Annotated in this window: 16 protein-coding genes; 12 read left to right on the top strand and 4 right to left on the bottom strand. The window is 50.4% G+C overall.

The window, feature by feature from the left end; translation table 11 throughout:
* Positions 1–2 precede the first annotated feature (2 nt).
* Positions 3–1,040: a LacI family DNA-binding transcriptional regulator gene (locus tag QWF21_RS06745; protein ID WP_330087283.1), complete on the bottom strand. Its 1,038-nt coding sequence runs from the start codon at positions 1,038–1,040 to the stop codon at positions 3–5.
* Positions 1,041–1,469: 429 nt separating this feature from the next.
* Here QWF21_RS06745 and QWF21_RS06750 point away from each other — a divergent pair, with 429 nt between their 5' ends.
* The gene (locus QWF21_RS06750; RefSeq protein WP_330087284.1) at positions 1,470–4,184 is read left to right on the top strand and encodes a TonB-dependent receptor; all 2,715 of its coding nucleotides are present in this window, start codon (positions 1,470–1,472) and stop codon (positions 4,182–4,184) included.
* Between the two features lie 392 nt (positions 4,185–4,576).
* Here the strand turns inward: QWF21_RS06750 and QWF21_RS06755 are convergent, their stop codons facing one another.
* Positions 4,577–6,166, bottom strand: coding sequence for a S8 family peptidase (locus QWF21_RS06755; protein ID WP_330087285.1), 1,590 nt, complete (start codon positions 6,164–6,166; stop codon positions 4,577–4,579).
* Positions 6,167–6,428: 262 nt separating this feature from the next.
* Between QWF21_RS06755 and QWF21_RS06760 the strand changes: the two genes are divergently transcribed.
* Positions 6,429–7,163: a SapC family protein gene (locus QWF21_RS06760; protein WP_330087286.1), complete on the top strand. Its 735-nt coding sequence runs from the start codon at positions 6,429–6,431 to the stop codon at positions 7,161–7,163.
* Between the two features lie 389 nt (positions 7,164–7,552).
* Here QWF21_RS06760 and QWF21_RS06765 read toward each other — a convergent pair whose 3' ends face one another.
* Positions 7,553–10,120, bottom strand: coding sequence for a family 20 glycosylhydrolase (locus QWF21_RS06765; RefSeq protein ID WP_330087287.1), 2,568 nt, complete (start codon positions 10,118–10,120; stop codon positions 7,553–7,555).
* A 188-nt stretch (positions 10,121–10,308) separates the two neighbouring features.
* Between QWF21_RS06765 and nagK the strand changes: the two genes are divergently transcribed.
* The 5 genes from nagK to QWF21_RS06790 all read left to right on the top strand — a co-directional run bounded on the left by nagK (position 10,309) and on the right by QWF21_RS06790 (position 15,447).
* A complete protein-coding gene (gene nagK / locus QWF21_RS06770) occupies positions 10,309–11,226 on the top strand; it encodes an N-acetylglucosamine kinase (RefSeq protein WP_330087288.1) in 918 nt (305 codons plus the stop codon).
* On the top strand, positions 11,213–12,343 hold the full coding sequence (gene nagA, locus QWF21_RS06775) for an N-acetylglucosamine-6-phosphate deacetylase (protein ID WP_330087289.1): 1,131 nt from the start codon (positions 11,213–11,215) through the stop codon (positions 12,341–12,343). The genes nagK and nagA overlap by 14 nt, the downstream gene beginning before the upstream one ends.
* Positions 12,344–12,421: 78 nt before the next feature.
* Complete coding sequence (nagP, locus tag QWF21_RS06780) at positions 12,422–13,729, top strand: N-acetylglucosamine MFS transporter NagP (RefSeq protein ID WP_330087290.1); 1,308 nt, start codon at positions 12,422–12,424, stop codon at positions 13,727–13,729.
* Positions 13,730–13,733: 4 nt separating this feature from the next.
* On the top strand, positions 13,734–14,843 hold the full coding sequence (locus QWF21_RS06785; RefSeq protein WP_330087291.1) for an acyltransferase family protein: 1,110 nt from the start codon (positions 13,734–13,736) through the stop codon (positions 14,841–14,843).
* Positions 14,844–14,964: 121 nt separating this feature from the next.
* A complete protein-coding gene (locus tag QWF21_RS06790) occupies positions 14,965–15,447 on the top strand; it encodes a YehS family protein (RefSeq protein ID WP_330087292.1) in 483 nt (160 codons plus the stop codon).
* Between the two features lie 27 nt (positions 15,448–15,474).
* Here the strand turns inward: QWF21_RS06790 and coaD are convergent, their stop codons facing one another.
* A complete protein-coding gene (gene coaD, locus QWF21_RS06795; RefSeq protein ID WP_330087293.1) occupies positions 15,475–15,957 on the bottom strand; it encodes a pantetheine-phosphate adenylyltransferase in 483 nt (160 codons plus the stop codon).
* Between the two features lie 125 nt (positions 15,958–16,082).
* On the opposite strand from coaD, the gene QWF21_RS06800 reads away from it, so the two are divergent.
* The 5 genes from QWF21_RS06800 (at position 16,083) to QWF21_RS06820 (ending at position 20,978) form a co-directional block, all read left to right on the top strand.
* Positions 16,083–16,751, top strand: a complete 669-nt coding sequence (locus QWF21_RS06800) for a TetR/AcrR family transcriptional regulator (protein WP_330087294.1) — start codon at positions 16,083–16,085, stop codon at positions 16,749–16,751.
* 123 nt (positions 16,752–16,874) lie between these two features.
* Complete coding sequence (locus QWF21_RS06805; protein ID WP_330087295.1) at positions 16,875–18,071, top strand: glycine C-acetyltransferase; 1,197 nt, start codon at positions 16,875–16,877, stop codon at positions 18,069–18,071.
* A complete protein-coding gene (tdh, locus tag QWF21_RS06810; RefSeq protein WP_330087296.1) occupies positions 18,068–19,093 on the top strand; it encodes an L-threonine 3-dehydrogenase in 1,026 nt (341 codons plus the stop codon). Before QWF21_RS06805 ends, tdh begins: the two co-directional genes overlap by 4 nt.
* A gap of 224 nt (positions 19,094–19,317) precedes the next feature.
* A complete protein-coding gene (locus QWF21_RS06815) occupies positions 19,318–19,884 on the top strand; it encodes a diguanylate cyclase (protein WP_330087297.1) in 567 nt (188 codons plus the stop codon).
* Positions 19,881–20,978, top strand: coding sequence for a beta-ketoacyl-ACP synthase III (locus tag QWF21_RS06820; RefSeq protein WP_330087298.1), 1,098 nt, complete (start codon positions 19,881–19,883; stop codon positions 20,976–20,978). Before QWF21_RS06815 ends, QWF21_RS06820 begins: the two co-directional genes overlap by 4 nt.
* Positions 20,979–20,987 lie beyond the last annotated feature (9 nt).

The following is a 20,987-nucleotide window of genomic DNA, read 5'->3' on the forward strand; positions in this document are numbered from 1 at the left end:
AGTTACCCTTGCTTGCTGTTGGCCGGGCAGGTCGACTCCCGCACCAGCAACTCAGGTATAAACACCGGTTGGGCGATGATTTGCGTTTTATTGGCATTGGGCCGGGTGTGTTTAAACAGCAGCTCGGCTGCTTGCGAAGCAATGGTGCTGTTTGGCTGATGCGCTGTAGTCAGTGGTGGCCAGGTCTGGCGGGAAAAGGGGCTATTTTCAAAACCGGCAATGGATAATTGCTCTGGAATGCTAATATTCATCAGCCGGGCACTGAACAGGGCGCCGGCAGCAATTTCATCGTTACAGGCAAAGATAGCGCTTGGCTTCTTCGGCAATGCCATCAGTTTTTTGGCGCCTTCCACGCCAGATTCAAAAGAGTAATGACCCGGCACAATAAACTTTGGATTCACCTGCAAGCCACGCTTGGTCAGGGCGGCTTTAAAGCCAGCTAAACGTTCGCCACTGGAGCTGTGCTCCTCATCACCGCATAAAAAGGCGATATCGATATGGCCCAGCTCAAGCAAATGATTGGTAATTTTAAAAGCAGCGGTAAAGTCATCAATCAGCACGCAGTTGTGCACGCCTGGTGATGGGGTCGAGCCAGAAACAATTCGCACAAAATCAACCTTCATATCTTCCAGTGCCTCGGCGATATGCGGCATTTCTGAAAAAGGCGGGGTTAAAATTAAACCGGCCAGCCGCGACTTGCTGACCAGCTCTTTGACTTCCTCGACAATGCCGGGGGATTTGGCATTGGTGGGGTGGATCAGCAGCTCGTAGCCATGCTTTTTGCAGCTATCCAGCAAGCCTTTTTGCATATCAATGATGTAATAGGCATTGGGGTTGTCGTAGATGTAGCCAATGCTGTACGACCGGGTGCTGGCCAGGTTACGGGCGGCGGAGTTTGGCTGGTAATGCAGCTCGTTGATGGCCGCCATTACTTTATCGTAGGTGTCTTTGCGCACCGAGGGTTCATTGTTCATCACCCGGGACACGGTTTTTATCGACACTCCGGCCCGTTTGGCCACATCATTGATGGTGACTTTCATCGATTTATCCTGCAAATAAGTACAATTCGTTACACTTAAAATTGGACGAGTAGGCAAGGGGTCATTAAGGTTATGGAACCAAGATGACAGCGCTGGTCAAATTTTTAGCATTTATGTGATAGTGATACGCGTTTTTTGACCAAATCGCAAGTTATCCAATGGTCTGATGCTATCCTTAGCGCTATTATAAAGGATATCAAGCACTGTTCAATTAGCAAGCAGCCCTTTGTTTCAAAGCTTTAGGGCCTTGTGTTGCACAGTTCATTGGCTTGATAGCTGATAAATTGAGCAGAAAATAGTTGAAATTTTCATCGATTTTGGTTTGCATTACGAATTTTTTTTGTGTAAGTTAAATTTCAATGACAGCGTTGTCATTGAGGGATTCGAAAAAAAGACAGCACAAGAGAATAACAGGAACGGGAGAAACTTATGTCCAGCAATAAAATAACTAAATGCGCCCTGGCGGTCAAAATGGGCTTAATGGTGGGAGCCTTTGGCCTCAGCATGCCGGTTATGGCCAATGATGGTGCTACCGATGAAAATGTAGAAGTGATTCAAATTCGTGGTATCCGAGCTTCGCAAGAAGCCAATTTAAATGCCAAGCGGTTTTCTGGCGCCGTCGTTGATGTCGTTACTGCTGAGGATATCGGCAAGTTTCCGGATAAAAACGTAGCAGAATCTCTATCTCGTATTACGGGTGTGTCAGTAACCCGTGGTTTTGGTGAGGGCGAAAAAATAGCTGTGCGTGGTACCGATCCTGCGCAAAACCGTACCTTACTCAATGGTGCCTCAGTAGCATCTGCTGACTGGTTTGTGTTGGATAATCCTTCGCGCGCTTTTAACTTTACTTTACTACCATCAAACGTCGTGTCCGACTTAGAGGTTTATAAAACACCACAAGCGGATATCCAGGAAGGCTCTTTAGGTGGTACGGTTTATTTGAAAACTCGTAAACCATTGGATTTGGATGCCAATACCATATCTTTACAAGTGCAGGGACAGTACAGCGATGTATCTAAAGAGTGGGATCCGCAATTATCCGGGCTATATTCTTGGAAAAATGCTGATGAGACTTTTGGTCTTTTGGTTTCCTTAACGCGTCAGGAGCGCTCTTTAGCACGTAAAGGGAAAGAAGTTCTTGGTTTCGACCGACAAGAAGTAGATGGCGAAGATTACTGGGCTCCCCGTATTATTGGGAATGCTTACTTTCAGCAAGAGCGTAAGCGAACCACTGCCTTGGTAACAGCACAGTGGCGACCAACAGCTCAGACTGATGTGGTATTGAATGTGCTGGACACAAAGTTGGATGCTAACAACATTAATCACAATCTCTATACTTTCTTCAATAGTGGCTTTGTTGAAGACTCTGCTGTTATTTCCGGTAGCGGTATTGTTGCTGGGCAGGTAAATAACGCCTCATCTGAATTCGCTATCATTGACCGTATTTCATACAGCGATGCTAAGTCCTACGATTTAGAGATTAACCATGAGCTGCCAAGTGGTGTGATAATTACTGGTAAACTAGGAACTACCAAAGCCGAAGGTGGTACTTCACGCGACCGTTATCACCAATTCAATGGCAGTTATGTTAGCTCATCTTATGATTCTGGCTTAAATCTTAGCAACTATGTCACAGCCGGTAATTTGGAGACTTTCGCTGATATTGAAAATCGTACTTTAGACTGGATGCAAGAAGGCTCTCGGTTGATGACCGACAAAGAAAATTATGCCGGCCTGGATCTTCAGTTTGACATTGATCATGGTATTTTCCATACATTAAAAGTTGGAACTCTGGTTCAGGACCATGATAAAAGCCAACGTCAGGATGGAACCCGCTTTCATTGGTTAGCAGACTCTCAGCACAATGATCCGATCAATGGTCCCTATGGCGACGTAAGAGCCGGTCAAGGTAGTTGGGGAGCTGCCGCAATGGGATGGACAGGCAACCCTATTCCGTTTTCCTCGTTCGCTAGTGGTGATAGCTATGCGTTTTATCCCTTAATGAGTCGTGCTAAATCTGCAGAGTTAGCCTTCCCTGCACAGGCGTATGATTCACCAACCGCAACCTTCTTATTTTTGCCAAATACCTGGGAAGTTAATGAGAAAATTTGGGCTGGTTATGCAAAGGCTGACTTTTCCAGCGATAGAGTGCGTGGCGATGTTGGGGTGAGGGTGGTGAAAACGGATGTTTCCTCATCAGGTTATAGCTGGAATGGTGATTGGGTTGCAGCGTCAGTTAATATGGTTGGTGGCTACGCTATTTTAGCGAATGAACTGGAGCCGAGTCAGGGTGGTGACTGGGGGGTGGCATACGATACACTGAAACATAGCTATACGGATGTGTTGCCAAATATCAACGTGGTATTTGATTTGTCAGACGATAGCTTGGTTCGCTTCTCTGCTGCGCGCGTTATGTCTAGACCTGATTATGTCAATATTGCTAATCAGCAGTCAGTTAATATCCCAACTCGCAGCGGTAATAGGGGGAACCCATTCTTAGAGCCTGTACGCGCCAATCAATTTGACTTGAGCTATGAGTGGTATTTTAACTCAAGCTCCTTAATTGCCTTTACCTACTTCCACAAGGATATTCAGGGCTCTGTACTTAACTCTGTTACTCGTGAAATGGCGTTTGATGAAGCGAATAATGAGATGGTAGAAGTCACAATTACAGAGCCGAAAAATGGTTTAGGTGGCCGGGTACAAGGACTTGAAGTTTCGTACCAGCAAGCTTTTGGTTATTTTGGGTTTATCACCAACTATACTTATACAGATGCTAAGAGTGACCAGGACCGTGATGCTGTAAATAACCCAGGCTCTGGTTTGATTGCAGGTAACTCCCGGCATATGGCTAACCTGACCGGTTACTTTGAGAATGATATGTTTAGTGCCCGCTTAAGTTACAACTACCGGACCGAGTTTTTCAATGGGGTTGGTGAGTTTGGTAATGAAGTCTATACCGATGCATTCGGTCAGTTGGATGCCAGCCTGACATACAACTTCAATGACAATGTTTCATTTGTGGTAGAGGCTGTGAACTTATTGGATGAGGACTTGTATCAATACCATATTGATAAGACTCGTCCAGCCTCTTTGTACCAGAATGGTCGTCGTTTTACTGCAGGTGTAAACGTCCGTTTTTAAAATGTCACAATAATTGCTTAAGCAGAAAGAAGGGGAAGCCAAAGGCTTCCCCTTCTTTATTTGCCAAGGCAAAAAATTGATTATAAATGTGATTACATCAAAAATTCTGCGAGCCTATTGAGGCAGTAGTCACAACCTTTGGCTGGTTATCTGATCATGAAAATCTGGCTGAGATAGATGGATCAGGCTTTCTTGTTGTTACTAACTTCATTCACTTCATCTGCGCTCACAGCTGAACTGACTACAAACAGCACTGCAGCGGCATAGAGAAACCATTTCATAGGTATTATCCTTTATAAATAAGCAATAGAAGGTTGCGTTAGCATGTATTGATAACGCAGTTATTTCACAAGACCAGGCTGCGTAAGTCAGCCTAGCCTTGAATGTTGCAATTAACGGCATTGCAAAGCTTTGTAGCACCCAGGACCACCCGCCCCTCCTAGACCTGTTACATATTCATTAGTTCTGGCAATCTTGTTATGGTTAGGGCAGGTTGAGCCGAGATTCTGGAGTGTTACAGTTCCCGGAATAGAGCCTATAGGGCAAACACGGCTATTGAAAGTTGGCGCATATTGCCATGTATAATCACTGCTTCCTCCTCCATCACAGCCATTGCTAGTAATCCAATCATGGGCAGCTTTAGCCTGGACAATACCCCAGCCAAAGTTGTTATTGCGACCTGACGTACCCCGATGCTCTGCAGTCTGATTCAGCACATTCCGAATTTGAGCATTGGTACACTGCGGATGATTGCTCCATACCAGTGCGGCAACACCAGTAACGTGTGGTGCTGCCATCGAGGTGCCAGATTTATTGCAATAATTGCTATTGTTGCAAGTGGAAAGCACATTCACTCCGGGACCGGAGAGCTCAACCTGAGAGTTTCTTACAGAGAAACTGGCGTGGTTTTTATTTGCATCCACAGCGGCCACTGAGATCACCGCATCATAGGATGCCGGGTAACGAAAGTTGGTATTACCGAGATTCCCTGAAGTGGCGACTAACAACATGCCGTTGTTGTAGAAGTTACTCATGGCATTGCTTTCAGTGGTATTTGAGCTAGGGCCACTCAGGCTCATATTAACCACGTTGGCTCCGGCGTTTTGACACAACTGAACAGCCTGGATCAGGTTGGATGCATGTGTCCAACTCCCTGAATCATTGAAAATTTTAACAATATGCAAGCCAACCAGGCCTGAAGGCAGTACACCCACTACGCCAATGTTGTTGTTTAAAGCGACTATGGTACCCGCCACATGAGTGCCATGTCCGCTGCCATCTGTTGACCAGGCACCATGCCCGGAGAAGGTGGAACCTGTGACTCCGGCTGTTGGTAAGTCAGGATGACTGAGCTGATAACCGCTATCAATCACGCACACCTTCATAGTGGTGGCATTGGCATCGCTGACCTGATTGGCTTGTACCATGGTAATGCCGTAAGGCGTCGTTTGTGACATTGCAGTGATGGTGTCCAAACTTTTCACATCGTCAATGTAACGTTTATGGTCCTGTTCGATGTACTCTACCGTCGGATGCTTTGCTAACTCCTGTAGCTGGTACTGATTCAGCTTAGCTACACTGGCTTGGGCGAAGTCAAGGTGCATAATGGTCTCTGCCTGATGCTGCGACAGCACAGACTCCGCGGCCTGGGTATAAGATGCTTTCATCTCTGATAATTGCTCGGCACCTGTTGTCACTGGTGTACCGGCATAAGCTAGCAATTCAGTGCTTTTGAACTTGATGATATAACGTTCAGATTTTTCATGATCCGGTCGCAGCTTTGGCAAGCCATGATGGCTTGATACTTCACCGCTGTAATCGGGTAATCCACGCCAACTTTGTAAATCATCAGTGGCGGCAGGAAATGACAAGATTGAGATCGTAAAAGCACAGGAGGCTGTCAGTGCTAACGTAGTTGCTTTCATTTTATAGTCCTTAATTACATGGAAAACATTCAGGTTATTCTCTATGACTGCGCCCATACTCAGATAATGTCAGGTAAAAGAATCCTGATATAAATAGGCCATATGTTTAACGTCTGTTTATCTTTGTGTTGCAATTTAAAGGTAAGGCGATTTGACAGCGCTGTCAATGTTGTTGTGTGATTTTTGTGCACATGTAAGAGCAGGGTTATCGCCGCTTGGTGACTACAAATTTCTTTCGACCAGCTATGGCACCCCGCGGCAAACTGCAGTAAGGTAATCGGGCGATTTTTTTGTACATAACATGACGTATGGATTTACTATGACAGCTAAGATAGTTCCACTTTCCAAAGAGCAGCACCAGGGGCTGCGAGTGCATTTCAAACAACCTTTTGCCCATATCGCCGAGGAGCATTTGCTGCCGGTAGTAGTGCATGAGTTTGGTCCGGCTTCTGCTGCTTACCCAATCGTGTTTGTGAAGAATAATGACTCTGGTAACTTCCAGCCTGTGGTACTGCTTGGCCTGGAGCCGGGTAAAAACCTGTATCTGCGGGATGAGCAAATGCAGGCTTCCTATGTGCCGATGTCTGCCCGTAACTATCCGTTTTTCTTAACTGCAGATCCGGAAAACGACAAACAGCTGACTATTGGTATCGATGAGAACAGCCCGCGTTTCGCAACAGATGAAGGCGAAGCTCTGTTCACCGAGCAGGGTGAAGAGTCCGAGTTGCTGCAACGTGCGAAGCAACAGCTGGCCGACTTCTTTGATACCAGCCGGGTCACACGTACCTTTGTTGAGAAGCTGACAGCCCTGAATCTACTGGAAGCAAAAACGCTGACAGTGCAGATTAATGGCAATAAGCGTGAGATCAATGGGCTGTTTTTAATTGATGAAAAGAAACTCAATGAGCTGAGTGATGAGCAGTTTAACGAGTTGCGCAAGCAAGGCTATCTGGCTCCTATCTACGCTCAGATGTTGTCGGTGCAACAAGTACAGCACCTGACGCGCTGGCAAAGTGAGAAAGAAGCACCGGCGGAAGCAGCGGCTACCGCCTGATAGTTGAGGTACTTTGCTGCATAAAGGGCCATCTGGCCCTTTTTTTCTGCCTTTTGGTTTGAATTAGCACGTCAAATTTTGCTGTAAAGCACTTGCACTGTCGAAAAAAACAGCATATAGTTGCATTTGACAGCGTTGTCATTTCTGTGGGGATTGCACGCTGGGATGTTTTGTCGCATCCACTCCCCGGGAGTTTGATGGTGCCGGATCAAACGGTAATTCCCTGGTGTTTGTTATTGGTAGTTGGTAGCAAACACCGACGGCTAACATGGATGTTGAGTTTATTGCCAATCCTTTATCCAAGGGTCTTTTACCAGCAAAGCGTGCTTTGCTGGTTTTTTTATGGGCCAAAAAAAGCCCCGCTGCAGCGGGGCCTGAAGCTTGGATACTTACAGCCGGATAATGCGGCTGTTTTGCTCTGAAAGGCTTCGGCTTCTTAGCCAAACCTCGGTATTTGCATCCTGCGACAATGGCTCCTGATAGCGTTGCCAGCTTTGCCCCTGATCCAGGCTGTATTCAATGCTGATTGTTGGCCAGGCATGATTGGCCTTGATCTGGCCCTGCTCGCGGATTGCTCCAGGTGGTGGCACATAGTGGCCAACGCCCGCTTGTGCCAGGCGTGGAAACTCTACTGAGGTGAGTCGCTGGATAAACTGTTGCCAGCTCTGACGTGCTGCGGCGCTGTTTTTATTCGGCTCCCAATCAGCTTTGTGCCAGGCTCGTTCGGCCAGCGCAATAATACGTGGATAGATCATTGGCTCTAATTGTTCTGGCAGACGGATACTTTCACTCCACACCTGTCCCTGAATACCCAGCATATTCTCGGGCTTTTCCAGCGCTGGCAGGGCGCGTCCCATCAGTGTTGCCAGATCGGTGATAGGGCTGCCATCCCGGGTGTACTCGGCATTGCTGTAGTAATGATCGGGCCGGTAGAAAAAGGTTTTTTCGGTATCGGTAGAGCGGGCTGCCCAATAGTAGCCACGTTCTTCGGGGTGAACCTCATGGGGGTGATCAAAATACAGATTGGTGGCTGAAGATTGCACTACCTGAAAGCCTTCATTGGCAAAGCGGTAGGCTCTGTCACCATAACCTAGTTCCCAGATATTGTCCCAGGCATTGACAATGACTTCTTTGTTGTCGAATTGCTCGCGGCGAAAAGGACGGACTTTATCTGCCATCAAGCCATCTTCCCAGGCAGCCATAGCCAGGCCGCGCTGGTGACTGAGTTGAGCGACTCTATTGATAAAGTAGGGTTTTAAATCTGCTACACCAGCTACGCCATTCAATGGCTCGGCAAATAACTGCTCACAGGCCGGGGCGGCTTGCCAGGAGCCTGCGCCCACTTCATCACCACCCATATGAAATACCTGCAGGCGTAAATCAGCTGCACGATACATTTGCTGCAGTTCGTACATGACTTTATCGACAAAGGCATAGGTGGAGTCCAGACAGACGTTGATGGAATTGTCGTTGTAATTTTGTACGGTCAGGTATTCAGAGCGATCATCCGCCTCCGAGAGCAGGTAACGACGAGCTTCTTCGGGTTGTCCGGCGGCCAACAAGCGCTGATAGCGTGCATCCATCGCCTTCACAGCCGCCCGGGCATGGCCAGGCATATCAATTTCCGGGATCACTTCGATGTGGTGTTTTTTGGCATGGCGCAGCAACTGAATAAACTCATCCCGACTGTAATAACCGTTGCCAGAGCCTGATGCGTAGGGCCCTGTGCCGAGCTGGGTAAGCAAGCACTGTTGTTCAGATAAATCAAAGCAGCGGTTCGCACCCACCTCGGTTAATTCCGGTAAGCCAGGAATTTCCAGCCGCCAACCCTCATCTTCGGTCAGGTGCAAATGCAGCTTGTTCAGTTTGTAGCGGCCCATCTGCTCAATTAAGCGCAAGGTCACATCCAGGCCATGAAAGTTTCGCGCCATATCGTAATGCATGCCGCGCCAGCGATAACGCGGGTAATCCAGTATGCTGAGCTGAGGCAGTTGTACCTCTCCACCGCCCTGGGCTGGTAACAGGGCCAGTAAGCTTTGAATACCATAAAATACCCCTGCCTCGTCATAGCCGGTGATCTGAATGCGTTGCCGTTCAATTGACAGCTGATAGCCTTCAGGCTTTAGTCCTGGCAAGCTATTATCCAGACGCAATTTGATTACCGGGCTGTTCTGTTGGCTGCTAAGTGGTTGGCCAAAGTAGCTGCTCAGTTGCGCCGAAAGATAGCTTTCCTCTGAGATCAGGCCGCCTTGCGCCTGCAACTGCCAAGCTGCGCTGAAAGGGGTAAAGCCTCTGCGGTGTTGCATTTGAACCGGCTGCGGGATAATACGCCGTTGCAAAGCTTCGGTAGATAAAGCTGAGCCGCTAGTTATCCTGGAGTTTTGTTGATAGCGCCTGGCATTGGTCATAGTGGCGGCCGGATGATCCGCCTGCTCGGCCAGTGGAATATGCTCTGGCGTAGCAATCGGGCGGACAAACTGACGGTAGTCTTCGGTATCGGTATTTTTAAAGATGGCCGGAGGCATGTCTGCAACCACCATGAAGGCTCGGGGCATCCAATCGGAATAACTCAATTTTGGGGCGCTGGGGTAATAAGGCAAAGTCACAGACTCACCTTGTGCCAGGCCTGCAAAGCTGGCTGTAGGACGGATACTGTGCAAATCGCCCTGAATATGCTGGATCAGCAAACCATGAGACTCGGTATCGTTAATTTTGCGAATGGAATGAAAGTACCAGGCCCAGTCCTGTTCGCCGCCGGGTAAGTCAAGGCCTGATTGATTGTGCAGCTCTATTCTGGCTCGAAAGCGGCTGTCTGAAGCCAGCACATCGGAGTCAATGGCAAAAAACCATTGGGTGCCGGCGGTAAAGTCAGTCAGTTGCTGTTGGCTCTGAAATGGTCCGGCCAGTGCCAGCCAGCTCAGGCCGCTCAGACTGAGCGCGAGTAGGTTTTTTATCATCAGGTAATCTCCGTTTTTTCATAAGCTTAAACCATACTGCATAAAAAAATAAGCTCAAATAATCATCATAGGTCTTGTCATTTTGCAGATTTATTATATGCTGTTTGGTAAAAATGACAACGCTGTCAATCGGCTTTTTTGCACAATTAATCGACAGCACTTAGCAGCAGGTTGCATTGGGGAACTGAATGAAAACAGCAACAGAGCCGCAGCATCTGTATCTGGGCATTGATGGTGGTGGTAGTAAATGCCGCGCTATTCTGGTATCCGAGGATTCAAAGGTGCTGGGTGAAGGCATTGCCGGGCCAGGGAATCCACTACGGGGTATGGAGATAGCAACGGCGTCCATTATGGATGCCACGCGTCAGGCGTTACTTTGTGCCGGCCTGCCTGAGCGCAGTATGGCTGAAATCACGGTAGGTGCGGGGTTGGCCGGGGTCAATGTACCCCAGTATTACGCTTTATTCCGGGAATGGCAGCATCCTTTTGCTGCCTTTCATCTCACCAGTGATTTGCATATTGCCTGCATGGGCGCCCATCAGGGCAAAGACGGTGCTGTGATTATTATTGGCACCGGGTCTTGTGGTCTGGCCCAGGTTGGGGAACAGATCATCGAAGTGGGTGGTCATGGCTTTCCTTATGGCGACAATGGCAGCGGTGCCTGGTTTGGGTTGCAAATGGTGCATCATGTGTTGTTAAGCCTGGATGGTTTAGCTGCCCCAACAGCGATGACGTCGGCTTTACTGCAAGCCAGCCATTGCCATGACCAATTGGCGCTGGTGCAGCATTTTATGCATGCCACCCCTACCAGTTATGCCCGCTATGCTCCTTTGGTGTTTGCCTGCGCTGAGCAAGGGGATCTGTGCGCCAATGTTATTGTGCAACAAGGGGCTTCGCATATAAATGCCATTGCACATCGTTTATTGGCCATTGAGCCACCGCAGCTGGCATTGATTGGCGGGCTGGCATATAAGTTAGAGCCTTACCTGGATCCGGCGGTACGCTGCCATATAACCAATGCAAAAGCTGCGCCGGAGTGGGGGGCTGTATGGTATGCTCAGCAATTAACACAGCAGCAAGGATCCCCGCGTTATGAACAGTTTTGAGCTGAACGTTGCCCGTCTGTTTGATGGTGAGCACTGGCATTCCAACAGCACAGTGTCGATTGAACAAGGCCGTATTTCCGCTATTGCACCTTGCGATGCCAGCGCTGTCACTGACGGTATGCTGGTGCCGGGGTTTATTGATATTCAGGTCAATGGCGGCGGCGGCGTTTTATTGAATACTGCGCCAACTAAGGAGACACTGGCTTGCATGATGCAGGCTCACGCTCGTTTTGGCACCAGCGCCATGTTGCCAACCGTTATTACCGATAGCCTGGTTACCATGCAGCAAGCGGCAGATGCAGTGGCTGAGGCCATCGCTGCCGGCGAGCCAGGTATTCTGGGAATTCACTTTGAGGGGCCGCACTTGTCGGTACCCAAAAAAGGCGTGCACCCGGCAAGTCAGATCCGGCCATTATCGGCGGAAGAATTGGCGTTGTACCAGCGCACCGATCTTGGCATTCGCATGGTAACGGTAGCACCGGAAACCATACCGCCACAGCAAATACGTCAACTGGTTGCTGCCGGTGTCATTGTATTCTTAGGCCACTCCAATGCCGATGCAGCTACGGTACAGGCTGCACTGCAGGCCGGCGCTACCGGCTTTACCCATTTATACAATGCCATGTCACCATTGACGTCGCGTGAGCCCGGCATGGTTGGGGTAGCGCTGGCCGACCCTGCTAGCTGGTGCGGTATTATTTTGGATGGTTACCATATGGACCCTATTGCGGCGAAAGTCGCATTAGCAGCCAAACCGCCAGGAAAGCTGCTACTGGTGACCGATGCGATGTCACCGGTTGGTACCAGTGATACCGAGTTTGCTTTTTTTGATGGCAAGGTAACCCGGCAAGGCAATAAGTTGACCAATGAGGCCGGTTCGCTGGCTGGCTCGGTGCTGGATATGGCCGCGGCAGTACAGTATGCCGTACAGGTGCTGGGGTTGGAGCTTGCTGAAGCCCTGCGAATGGCGGCACTCTATCCGGCCGAAGCCATTGGTTGTGCGGATGTGCGCGGTAAATTGCAGCCGGGTTATCTGGCCGATATGGTGCTGCTGACGGATGATTTACAGTGCCAGCGAAGCTGGTGGCAAGGCCAACCGCTTTGGCTTGGTAATTAAAGGTACTAATTCAGGCTGCTACCGGCAGCTATAGCCAGATCCGGTTGTAACCGGACATTTTATCAACAAGGGGTATTTATGGAAGCTGCAGCAACACAAAGCGTCAGGCGTACACAACTGATGCCGATGGTGATAGTTGCCATCTTATTTTTTGTGCTGGGTTTTGCCACCTGGTTAAATGGTTCTTTAATGCCGTATCTGACCCAGATGCTGCAACTGAATACCACGCAGGCCGCGCTCATTCTGTTTTCTTTCTACATCGCGGTGACCTTCACCGCGCTGCCATCGGCCTGGCTGATCCGTAAAGTCGGTTATAAAAATGGCATGGCGCTGGGTATTGGTGTGATGATGCTGGCGGGGTTGCTGTATATACCAGCGGCGAAAACGCAGATATTTGCAGTGTTCTTATTTGCTCAGCTGGTGATTGGTGCCGGTCAAACCTTGTTGCAAACCGCAGTCAACCCTTATGTAGTGCGGCTTGGGCCGGAAGAAACGGCGGCAGTGCGGGTCAGCATTATGGGTATTTTAAACAAAGGCGCCGGTGTGGTCGCTCCTCTGGTGTTTACTGCCCTGGTGATTGGCAGCCTGAGCGCACCGGCTGGTGCTGAGTTAACACAGGGCCAAATCGATACCATGGCCGATCGCATGGTATTGCCTTATCTTGGCTTAGCCATTTTTCTTGGCTTATTGGCACTGGCGGTTCGTTTTTCGCCTTTGCCGGAACTGGTAGAAGAGGCACAGCCTGATGCAGCCAGTGCCAGCCAAAGCCAGCTAAAAGCGGTGTTGGCTAAGCCTGCCTTGGTGTTGGGGGTGGTCGCACTCTTTGTCTATGTGGCGGTGGAAGTGATTGCCGGCGATACCATCGGCATGTATGCCTTGTCGCTTGGTGTCGAGCGCTACAGTGTGATGACCTCCTACACCATGGTGTGTATGGTGGTCGGTTATTGTTTGGGCATCGCATTGATCCCACGGGTACTGTCACAGCAAACCGCGCTGGCAATTTCAGCCGTGCTTGGGGTGATACTGACTTTGGCGGTGGTTTTTGGCAATAACGAGTCGTACGCTATCGCCAATACGGTGCTGGTGCCCTTTGGTGGGGTGGCCTTGCCTGATACACTGATGTTTATTGCACTGCTGGGTCTGGCGAATGCTATTGTCTGGCCGGCGGTCTGGCCGCTGGCTTTATCCGGCCTTGGCCATCTGACCAGCATTGGTTCGGCATTATTGATTATGGGCATCGCCGGTGGTGCTTTTGGTCCGCTGCTGTGGGGCTTGTTCAGTGACACCGGTTTAGGCCAGCAGGGCGCTTATTTTGTCATGCTGCCATGCTATGCCTTTATCTTGTTCTATGCCGTCAAAGGCCATAAGCTGAAAAGCTGGAAATAACCATATGACGGTTGCAACTGCCCAGCGCCAGCCTGAACGTTTTGTGGCGCTGGATGCACTAAGAGGCCTGGCCATTGCGCTGATGATCCTGGTCAATACACCTGGCTCCTGGAGCCAGGTGTATGCTCCCTTACTGCATGCAGAGTGGCATGGTTTTACTTTTGCCGATATTGTCTTTCCGATGTTCTTATTTGCGGTAGGGGCCGCGATGGCCTTTTCCATGGCCAAAGCCACACCAACCGCGGCAGTCTTTGGCAAAATAGCCAAACGCACCTTATTGCTGTTTGGCTGCGGCTTATTTCTGCACTGGTTTCCTTTTTCCCAAAGCCTGACGGAGCTGCGTATCCCCGGTGTGCTGCAACGCATCGCGCTTTGTTATGGCCTGGCCGCTTTATTGCTGCTTTATCTGAAACCCCGGTCTCTGTTGCTGGTGACGGTTATGCTGCCACTGTTGTATTGGGGGCTGCTGTGGCAGTTCTCACTCCAGCACCCCTATGAGCTTGCCGGCAATGCGGTGCAGCGTTTCGACCTCTGGTTGCTGGGCAGCGCTCATCTGTATCAAGGCTTTGGCGCTGCTTTTGACCCGGAAGGGCTGCTCAGTACCTTGCCAGCCGTGAGCTCGGTCTTGGTAGGGTATCTGGTGGCAACGGCACTGCGGCAAATGGACAAAGCCAGCAGTGTGCTCTGGTTGCTGCAGTGGGGGGGGGCACTAAGTCTGCTTGGGCTCTTGTGGCACTTGCTGTGGCCCATCAATAAGCCGCTCTGGTCGGGCAGTTACGTCGCATTTTCCAGCGGCTTAATTTTGTTGTTGCTGGCCGCCATGGTCTGGTGGATGGATGTCCGGCAGCGGCAAACGCTGCAGCCGCTGGTGATCTATGGCAGCAATCCGCTGTTTATTTACATGCTGTCCTGGCTTTGGGCCAGCGCTGCCACCCAGTTGATTCGCTTTAGCTACGGCGGCCAGAGCATCAGCCTCTATCAGTTTGGTTTTGATAGTTTAAATGTGCTGCTACCAGCCAAACTGGCATCGCTGCTGTTCGCCCTGCTGCATGTGCTGCTGTTCTGGGGGCTGTCCTATTGGCTGTATCAGCGACGGATTTTTATCAAGCTTTAAGCGGCCGAAATCCGGCATGAACAGCCAGCCAACGATAGGGCTTCGGCACTATGTCTGCTAAAATCCCAGTTTGCCAGCCATCGTGGTGATGCTGCTGGCCCACCTAAGACTAGGATCTATTTTGACCAACAACGATATTTTACGCCGTATCCGCTATGTATTTGATTTAAAAAATAGCGCTTTGATTGAGGTTTTCGCCTTAGCTGAAGTCAATGTAAGTCAGCAGCAGGTCACCACCTGGCTGAAAAAAGAAGACGAGCCAGGCTTTGTAGCGCTGGCAGATAACGAGCTGGCGGCCTTTTTAAATGGCTTTATTGCGTTAAAGCGCGGCAAGCGCGAGGGTGAACAGCCGAAAGCGGAAAGCAAACTCACCAACAACATGGTGTTTCAAAAGCTGCGCATTGCGTTAAACCTGCAGGCGGAAGAGATTCTGGCGATTATGCAGCTGGTTGATTTTAGGCTTAGCAAGCATGAGCTCAGCGCTTTTTTCCGCAAGCCTGAGCATAAAAATTACCGTGAGTGCCAAAATCAGATTTTGCGCAACTTTCTGATGGGCCTGCAGCGGCAATTGCGGCCCAACGATGATATTGAAGCAGCAGAATAGCTGCTTTCTCTTCAGGCGTTTGCCTGACTACCGCCCAAACTTTGTCTTTAAGGCTTTTTCCACCTCAGGTGAGACAAAGCCACTAACGTCACCGCCATGGCGGCAGACTTCTTTCACCAGAGTAGAGGAGATAAAGGTATTTTTCTCCGAAGGGGTCATAAAAATACTGTCGAGTTTTGGATTTAACGTGCGGTTCATGCTGGCCAGCTGAAACTCGTACTCAAAGTCGGCCACGGCCCGAACACCCCGGATCAGCACCTGAGCGTCCTGCTCGCGGGCTAAATCGGCCAGCAAGCCGGAAAAGCCGATTACCTTGACATTGCTGTGGCCGGCGAACAGCTCACGGGCCAGCTCGACCCGCTCACCCAGGGTAAACAACGGCTTCTTACTGGGGTTGGCGGCGACTGCGACCAGTACAGTGCTAAACAGCCGGGCAGCGCGCAGCACCAGATCGGCATGGCCATTGGTCAGCGGGTCAAAGGTTCCGGGATAAATGGCGGTAATATTCATTAGTGAATGGGTATCCTGAAGTGGAAAAATAGCGACTAGAGTTTTTAGTCAGTTTAGCGTTACTATAGCTGGAAAAGAAGTACCTAAAAAAACAGTCCAAACAAAAACAACAAAGACAGGCCGGGATGGAAAAGAAACTTCGTACCAAAGACAAAATCGTGCAGGCCAGCATCGAGCTGTTTAATGCTCAGGGTGAGCGTCAGGTCACCACCAATCACATTGCTGCCCACCTCGGCATTAGCCCGGGGAATCTGTATTACCATTTTCGCAATAAAGAAGACATTCTGCGGCATATCTTTAAAGAGTATACCCGCTTGCTGGAAAGTCGTATTCAGCCGCCGGGTGACAGCACCGAAGCACTGGATGCGCTGGCCAATTATCTGGATGTGGTGTTTGAGTTGATGTGGCGCTTTCATTTCTTTTACGCCAACCTGCCGGATATTCTGGCGCGTGATCCGGCACTGCATAAAGAGTATCAGGCGGTACAGGAGCAAGTGCTGGCCAGGGTCGTACGGGTGCTGAATGCCTTGCGCCAGGCTGGTGTGGTCGAGATGCCAGAGCAGGAAATCAGTGAGTTCGCCCATACCATCAAGCTAGTGGTGACCTTTTGGATCAGTTATCTGAAGACTCAGGCACCGGAACAGACCATTGATCAGGCCAGCGTCTATCAGGGGGTTTTGAAGGTGTTGTTATTGTTTAAACCTTATGCCAGCCCGGCAGCTATGCCGCGTATTCTGCAACTACAGCAGCATTATCAACGCTTGGCCGGCTTACCAACAAGCATGAGCGTATAGCGAACTTTACATCCTCCCGCTTTGCCAACAGGTCCGCTGTGAAAAACACTGCAGAAGTTCGGCCGAGTCAGTACAATATGCGGTACTACTGACTCAGTCATACCGTTTTTCCAGGAGATCTCTATGCCAGCCACTGCGTTTTTGCAGCACTTACAACAGCAAATCGATGACGTTAAAAGCGAAGGCCTGTACAAGGCCGAGCGCCTGATCAGCTCGCAGCAAAGTGCTGCCATTCAGGTGGGTGAGCGCAAGGTGCTGAACTTCTGCGCCAACAATTACCTGGGGTTGGCCAATCACCCGGAATTGATCAAAGCGGCGCAGCAGGGGTTGGATAGCCATGGCTTTGGGGTGGCTTCGGTGCGTTTTATCTGCGGCACCCAGGACATTCATAAGCAACTGGAGCAAAAAATCAGCCACTTCCTTGGTATGGAAGACACCATTCTGTACTCCTCCTGTTTTGATGCCAATGCCGGTTTGTTTGAAACCCTGCTTGGCCCGGAAGATGCGATTATCTCCGATGCACTGAACCATGCGTCCATCATTGATGGCGTGCGGCTGTGCAAAGCCAAGCGTTACCGCTACGCCAACAACAACATGGCTGAACTGGAGCAGCAACTGCAACAGGCAGTGGCCGATGGCGCCCGTTTTAAACTGATCGCCACCGATGGCGTATTCTCGATGGATGGCGTGATTGCTGATCTGAAATCCATCTGCGATCTGGCCGACAAGTACGATGCCATGGTGATGGTCGACGACAGCCATGCCGTTGGCTTTGTTGGTGCTAAGGGGCGCGGCACGCACGAATACTGCGAGGTGATGGACAGAGTCGATATTATTACCGGCACGCTGGGTAAAGCACTAGGCGGCGCATCCGGTGGCTACACCTCGGCCCGCAAGGAAATCGTTGAATGGCTGCGTCAGCGCTCGCGGCCCTATTTGTTCTCCAACTCGGTGGCACCGGCCATTGTGACGGCCTCCATCCGGGTGCTGGATCTGCTGGCCGAGGGCGATGCCCTCCGGGCTAAGCTTTGGCAAAACGCCAGCTATTTCCGCGAGCGGATGCAAGCGGCGGGCTTTACTCTGGCCGGTAAAGATCATGCCATTATCCCGGTGATGCTGGGTGATGCCAAAGTGGCGGCCGAGATGGCGCAGCGCATGCTGGCCGAAGGCATTTATGTGGTGGGTTTTTCTTTCCCGGTGGTGCCGAAGGGTCAGGCCCGTATCCGTACCCAGATCTCGGCAGCACACAGCCGTGAGCAGCTGGATCAGGCCATTGACGCCTTTATCCGCATTGGTAAAGAGATGGGAGTAATTCAATGAAAGCCTTAGCCAAATTAAAAGCCGAACCTGGTATCTGGTTAACCGAAACCGAGAAGCCGGAAGTCGGCCCGAACGATGTGCTTATTCGCATCAAAAAAACCGCCATCTGCGGTACTGATGTGCATATTTACAAATGGGACGAGTGGGCGCAGAACACCATCCCACATGGCATGGTGGTCGGACATGAATACGTCGGTGTGGTTGAAGGCATGGGCTCGGAGGTTCGTGGTTTCCAGGTTGGCGACCGGGTATCCGGCGAGGGTCATATCACCTGTGGTCATTGCCGTAACTGCCGTGCTGGTCGGGTGCATCTGTGCCGTAACACCACCGGGGTAGGGGTGAACCGCCCGGGTGCTTTTGCTGAGTACCTGGTGATCCCGGCCTTTAACGCCTTTAAAATTCCGGATAATATCCCGGACAACATCGCCTCAATTTTTGATCCCTTCGGCAATGCTGTGCATACCGCGCTGTCGTTTGATTTGGTCGGTGAAGATGTGCTGATCACCGGTGCTGGCCCGATTGGTATTATGGCCGCAGCGGTAGCGCGCCATGTCGGTGCCCGTCATGTGGTGATTACTGATGTCAATCCTTACCGCCTGCAACTGGCGCTGGATATGGGCGCCACCCGGGCGGTGGATGTCAGCAAAGAAAAGCTGACCGATGTGATGAAAGAGCTCGGCATGACCGAAGGCTTTGATGTCGGTCTGGAAATGTCGGGTGTACCGTCTGCCTTTAACAGCATGCTCAGCACCATGAACCACGGTGGTAAGATTGCCATGCTGGGTATTCCACCGTCGGATATGGCGGTGGACTGGAATCAGGTGATTTTCAAAGGCTTGATCATTAAAGGCATCTATGGCCGTGAGATGTTTGAGACCTGGTACAAAATGGCCAGCCTGATCCAATCCGGTTTGGATCTCAGCCCAATGATTACCCACGAAATGCCGGTCGATAACTACCAGGAGGGCTTTGATATTATGTGTTCAGGCCAATCCGGTAAAGTGATCCTGAACTGGAGCTAACCGTTTCAGCGCTGTACCAAAAAACGGCCACTTAGTGTGGCCGTTTTTTATGGGGGCCTGACACCCTTGGTTTTTGTTGGCAGTCGCTGGCTCCACTGTTTGCTAAAGCCGGCAGCGTGTTTGGCAGATGGCTGCTCTGTTTTTCGTGAATGCTATTAGGGATGGGCAAGCCCAGACCTTTCATTTACAATAAATAAAAAAGCCATTCAAAGGATGAAGCCGCTTTGCAAACCAGTGACTTATTAATTCAATTGATGCTCTATGTATTCCTGCCCCTGTGGGGGATTGCAGGCTTTATTGATTGGTGTTGCCACCGGGCTACCCGCATTGAGCACACGTCTGGTGTGAAAGAATCTCTGGTGCATTCGCTGATGGGAATCCAAATGGCGATTCCTATTTTGCTGTGCTTGTTGTTTCAGGTAAATGTGCTGATTATGTTGATTTGTCTGCTGGCCTGGCTGGCACATGAGCTGGTGGCACATTACGATGTGCATTATGCTGCGCCCAGACGACACATCAGTATTTGGGAAATGCATGCCCACAACTATCTGGCTACCTTACCACTCTTTATGCTGTTGCTGATTATCGTGATCAACTTCCCGGTATTTATCCAACTGGTCACTCTGGACTGGCAAGGACAGTTTCAGTTTCAGCGTATGCCTTATGCTCATGGTGGTGATAGTTATTTGCTGTATTACCTTGGATTTATGCTGTTGGTGTGCGTACTGCCCTATCTGGAGGAGAACCTGCGCTGTTTGCGGGTCTATCTGCAACAAAGGGCGGCGGCATGAGTGTATTTATCACCAGTACAGGGCACTTCCTGCCAGGCCCGGCGATTAGCAATGAGGAGATGGAGCCGATCCTTGGTTTGGTGCATGGCAAACCCAGCCGGTTACGACGGCGTATTTTGCAATCCAATGGCATTCAGCAACGCCATTATGCGATCGATGCAGAGCACCGTACCCTGTTTTCCAACAGTGATATGGCTGCCAAGGCGGTAGAAGATTGTCTGGCAAACAGCTTTATCGGCAAACCACAACTGACTATGCTCAGTGCTGCCACCAGTCAGGGCGATATGGTATTGCCTGGTTTTGGCTCCATGGTGCAGGCCGAGCTGCAACTGGCTGATGTGGAACTGCATACCAGCCATGGTATTTGTTCCAGCAGCATGATGGCGCTCAAAGCGGCCTATACCGGTATTCTGGCGGGAGAGCATCGCACGGCTATGGTGGTGGCGAGTGAGTTGACATCGCGGCTTTTTAAAGCGCGCCGTTACGAAATGGCCGCAGCCGAGCTGGATTTTAATGCCGAGTTTCTGCGTTGGATGCTGTCGGATGGTGCCGGAGCTTTGTTATTGGAAAGCAATCCAAGGGCAGGTTGTTTCCGGATTGATTGGATCCGCGGCTTTTCCCATGCTGATGCTTACCCGGTGTGTATGAGTGTCGGCCAGGCACCGAATGAGAGCCGAAGCTGGCAAGACTATCCGAGTTATGCCGAAGCAGAAGCCGCCGGGGCTTTGTTACTGAGGCAAGATGTGCGGGTACTGGATGCCATTGTCAAACTGGGGGTCGATGGTTATTTGCGCTTAATAGCACAGGGCCTTATCCAACCCGAGGCCATTGATCATGTGCTGTGCCACTATTCATCGCACTACTTCAAAGGCAAGATTTTCGACATGATGCAGCGGGCTGGTGTCGGGCTGGCTGAGGACAAGTGGTACAGCAATCTGTATCAGCGCGGCAATACCGGCTGTGCTTCGATCTTTATTATGCTGGATGAATTCAGACGGACCCAGAGCTATCGGCCGGGCGACACCATCTTATGCATGGTACCGGAAAGCGGTCGCTTTAATACGGTCTATATGCAGTTAACCGTGATGGATTGAACTAGGAGA

Source organism: Alkalimonas mucilaginosa (assembly GCF_036327005.1).
Classification (GTDB): Bacteria; Pseudomonadota; Gammaproteobacteria; order Enterobacterales; family Alteromonadaceae; genus Alkalimonas; species Alkalimonas mucilaginosa.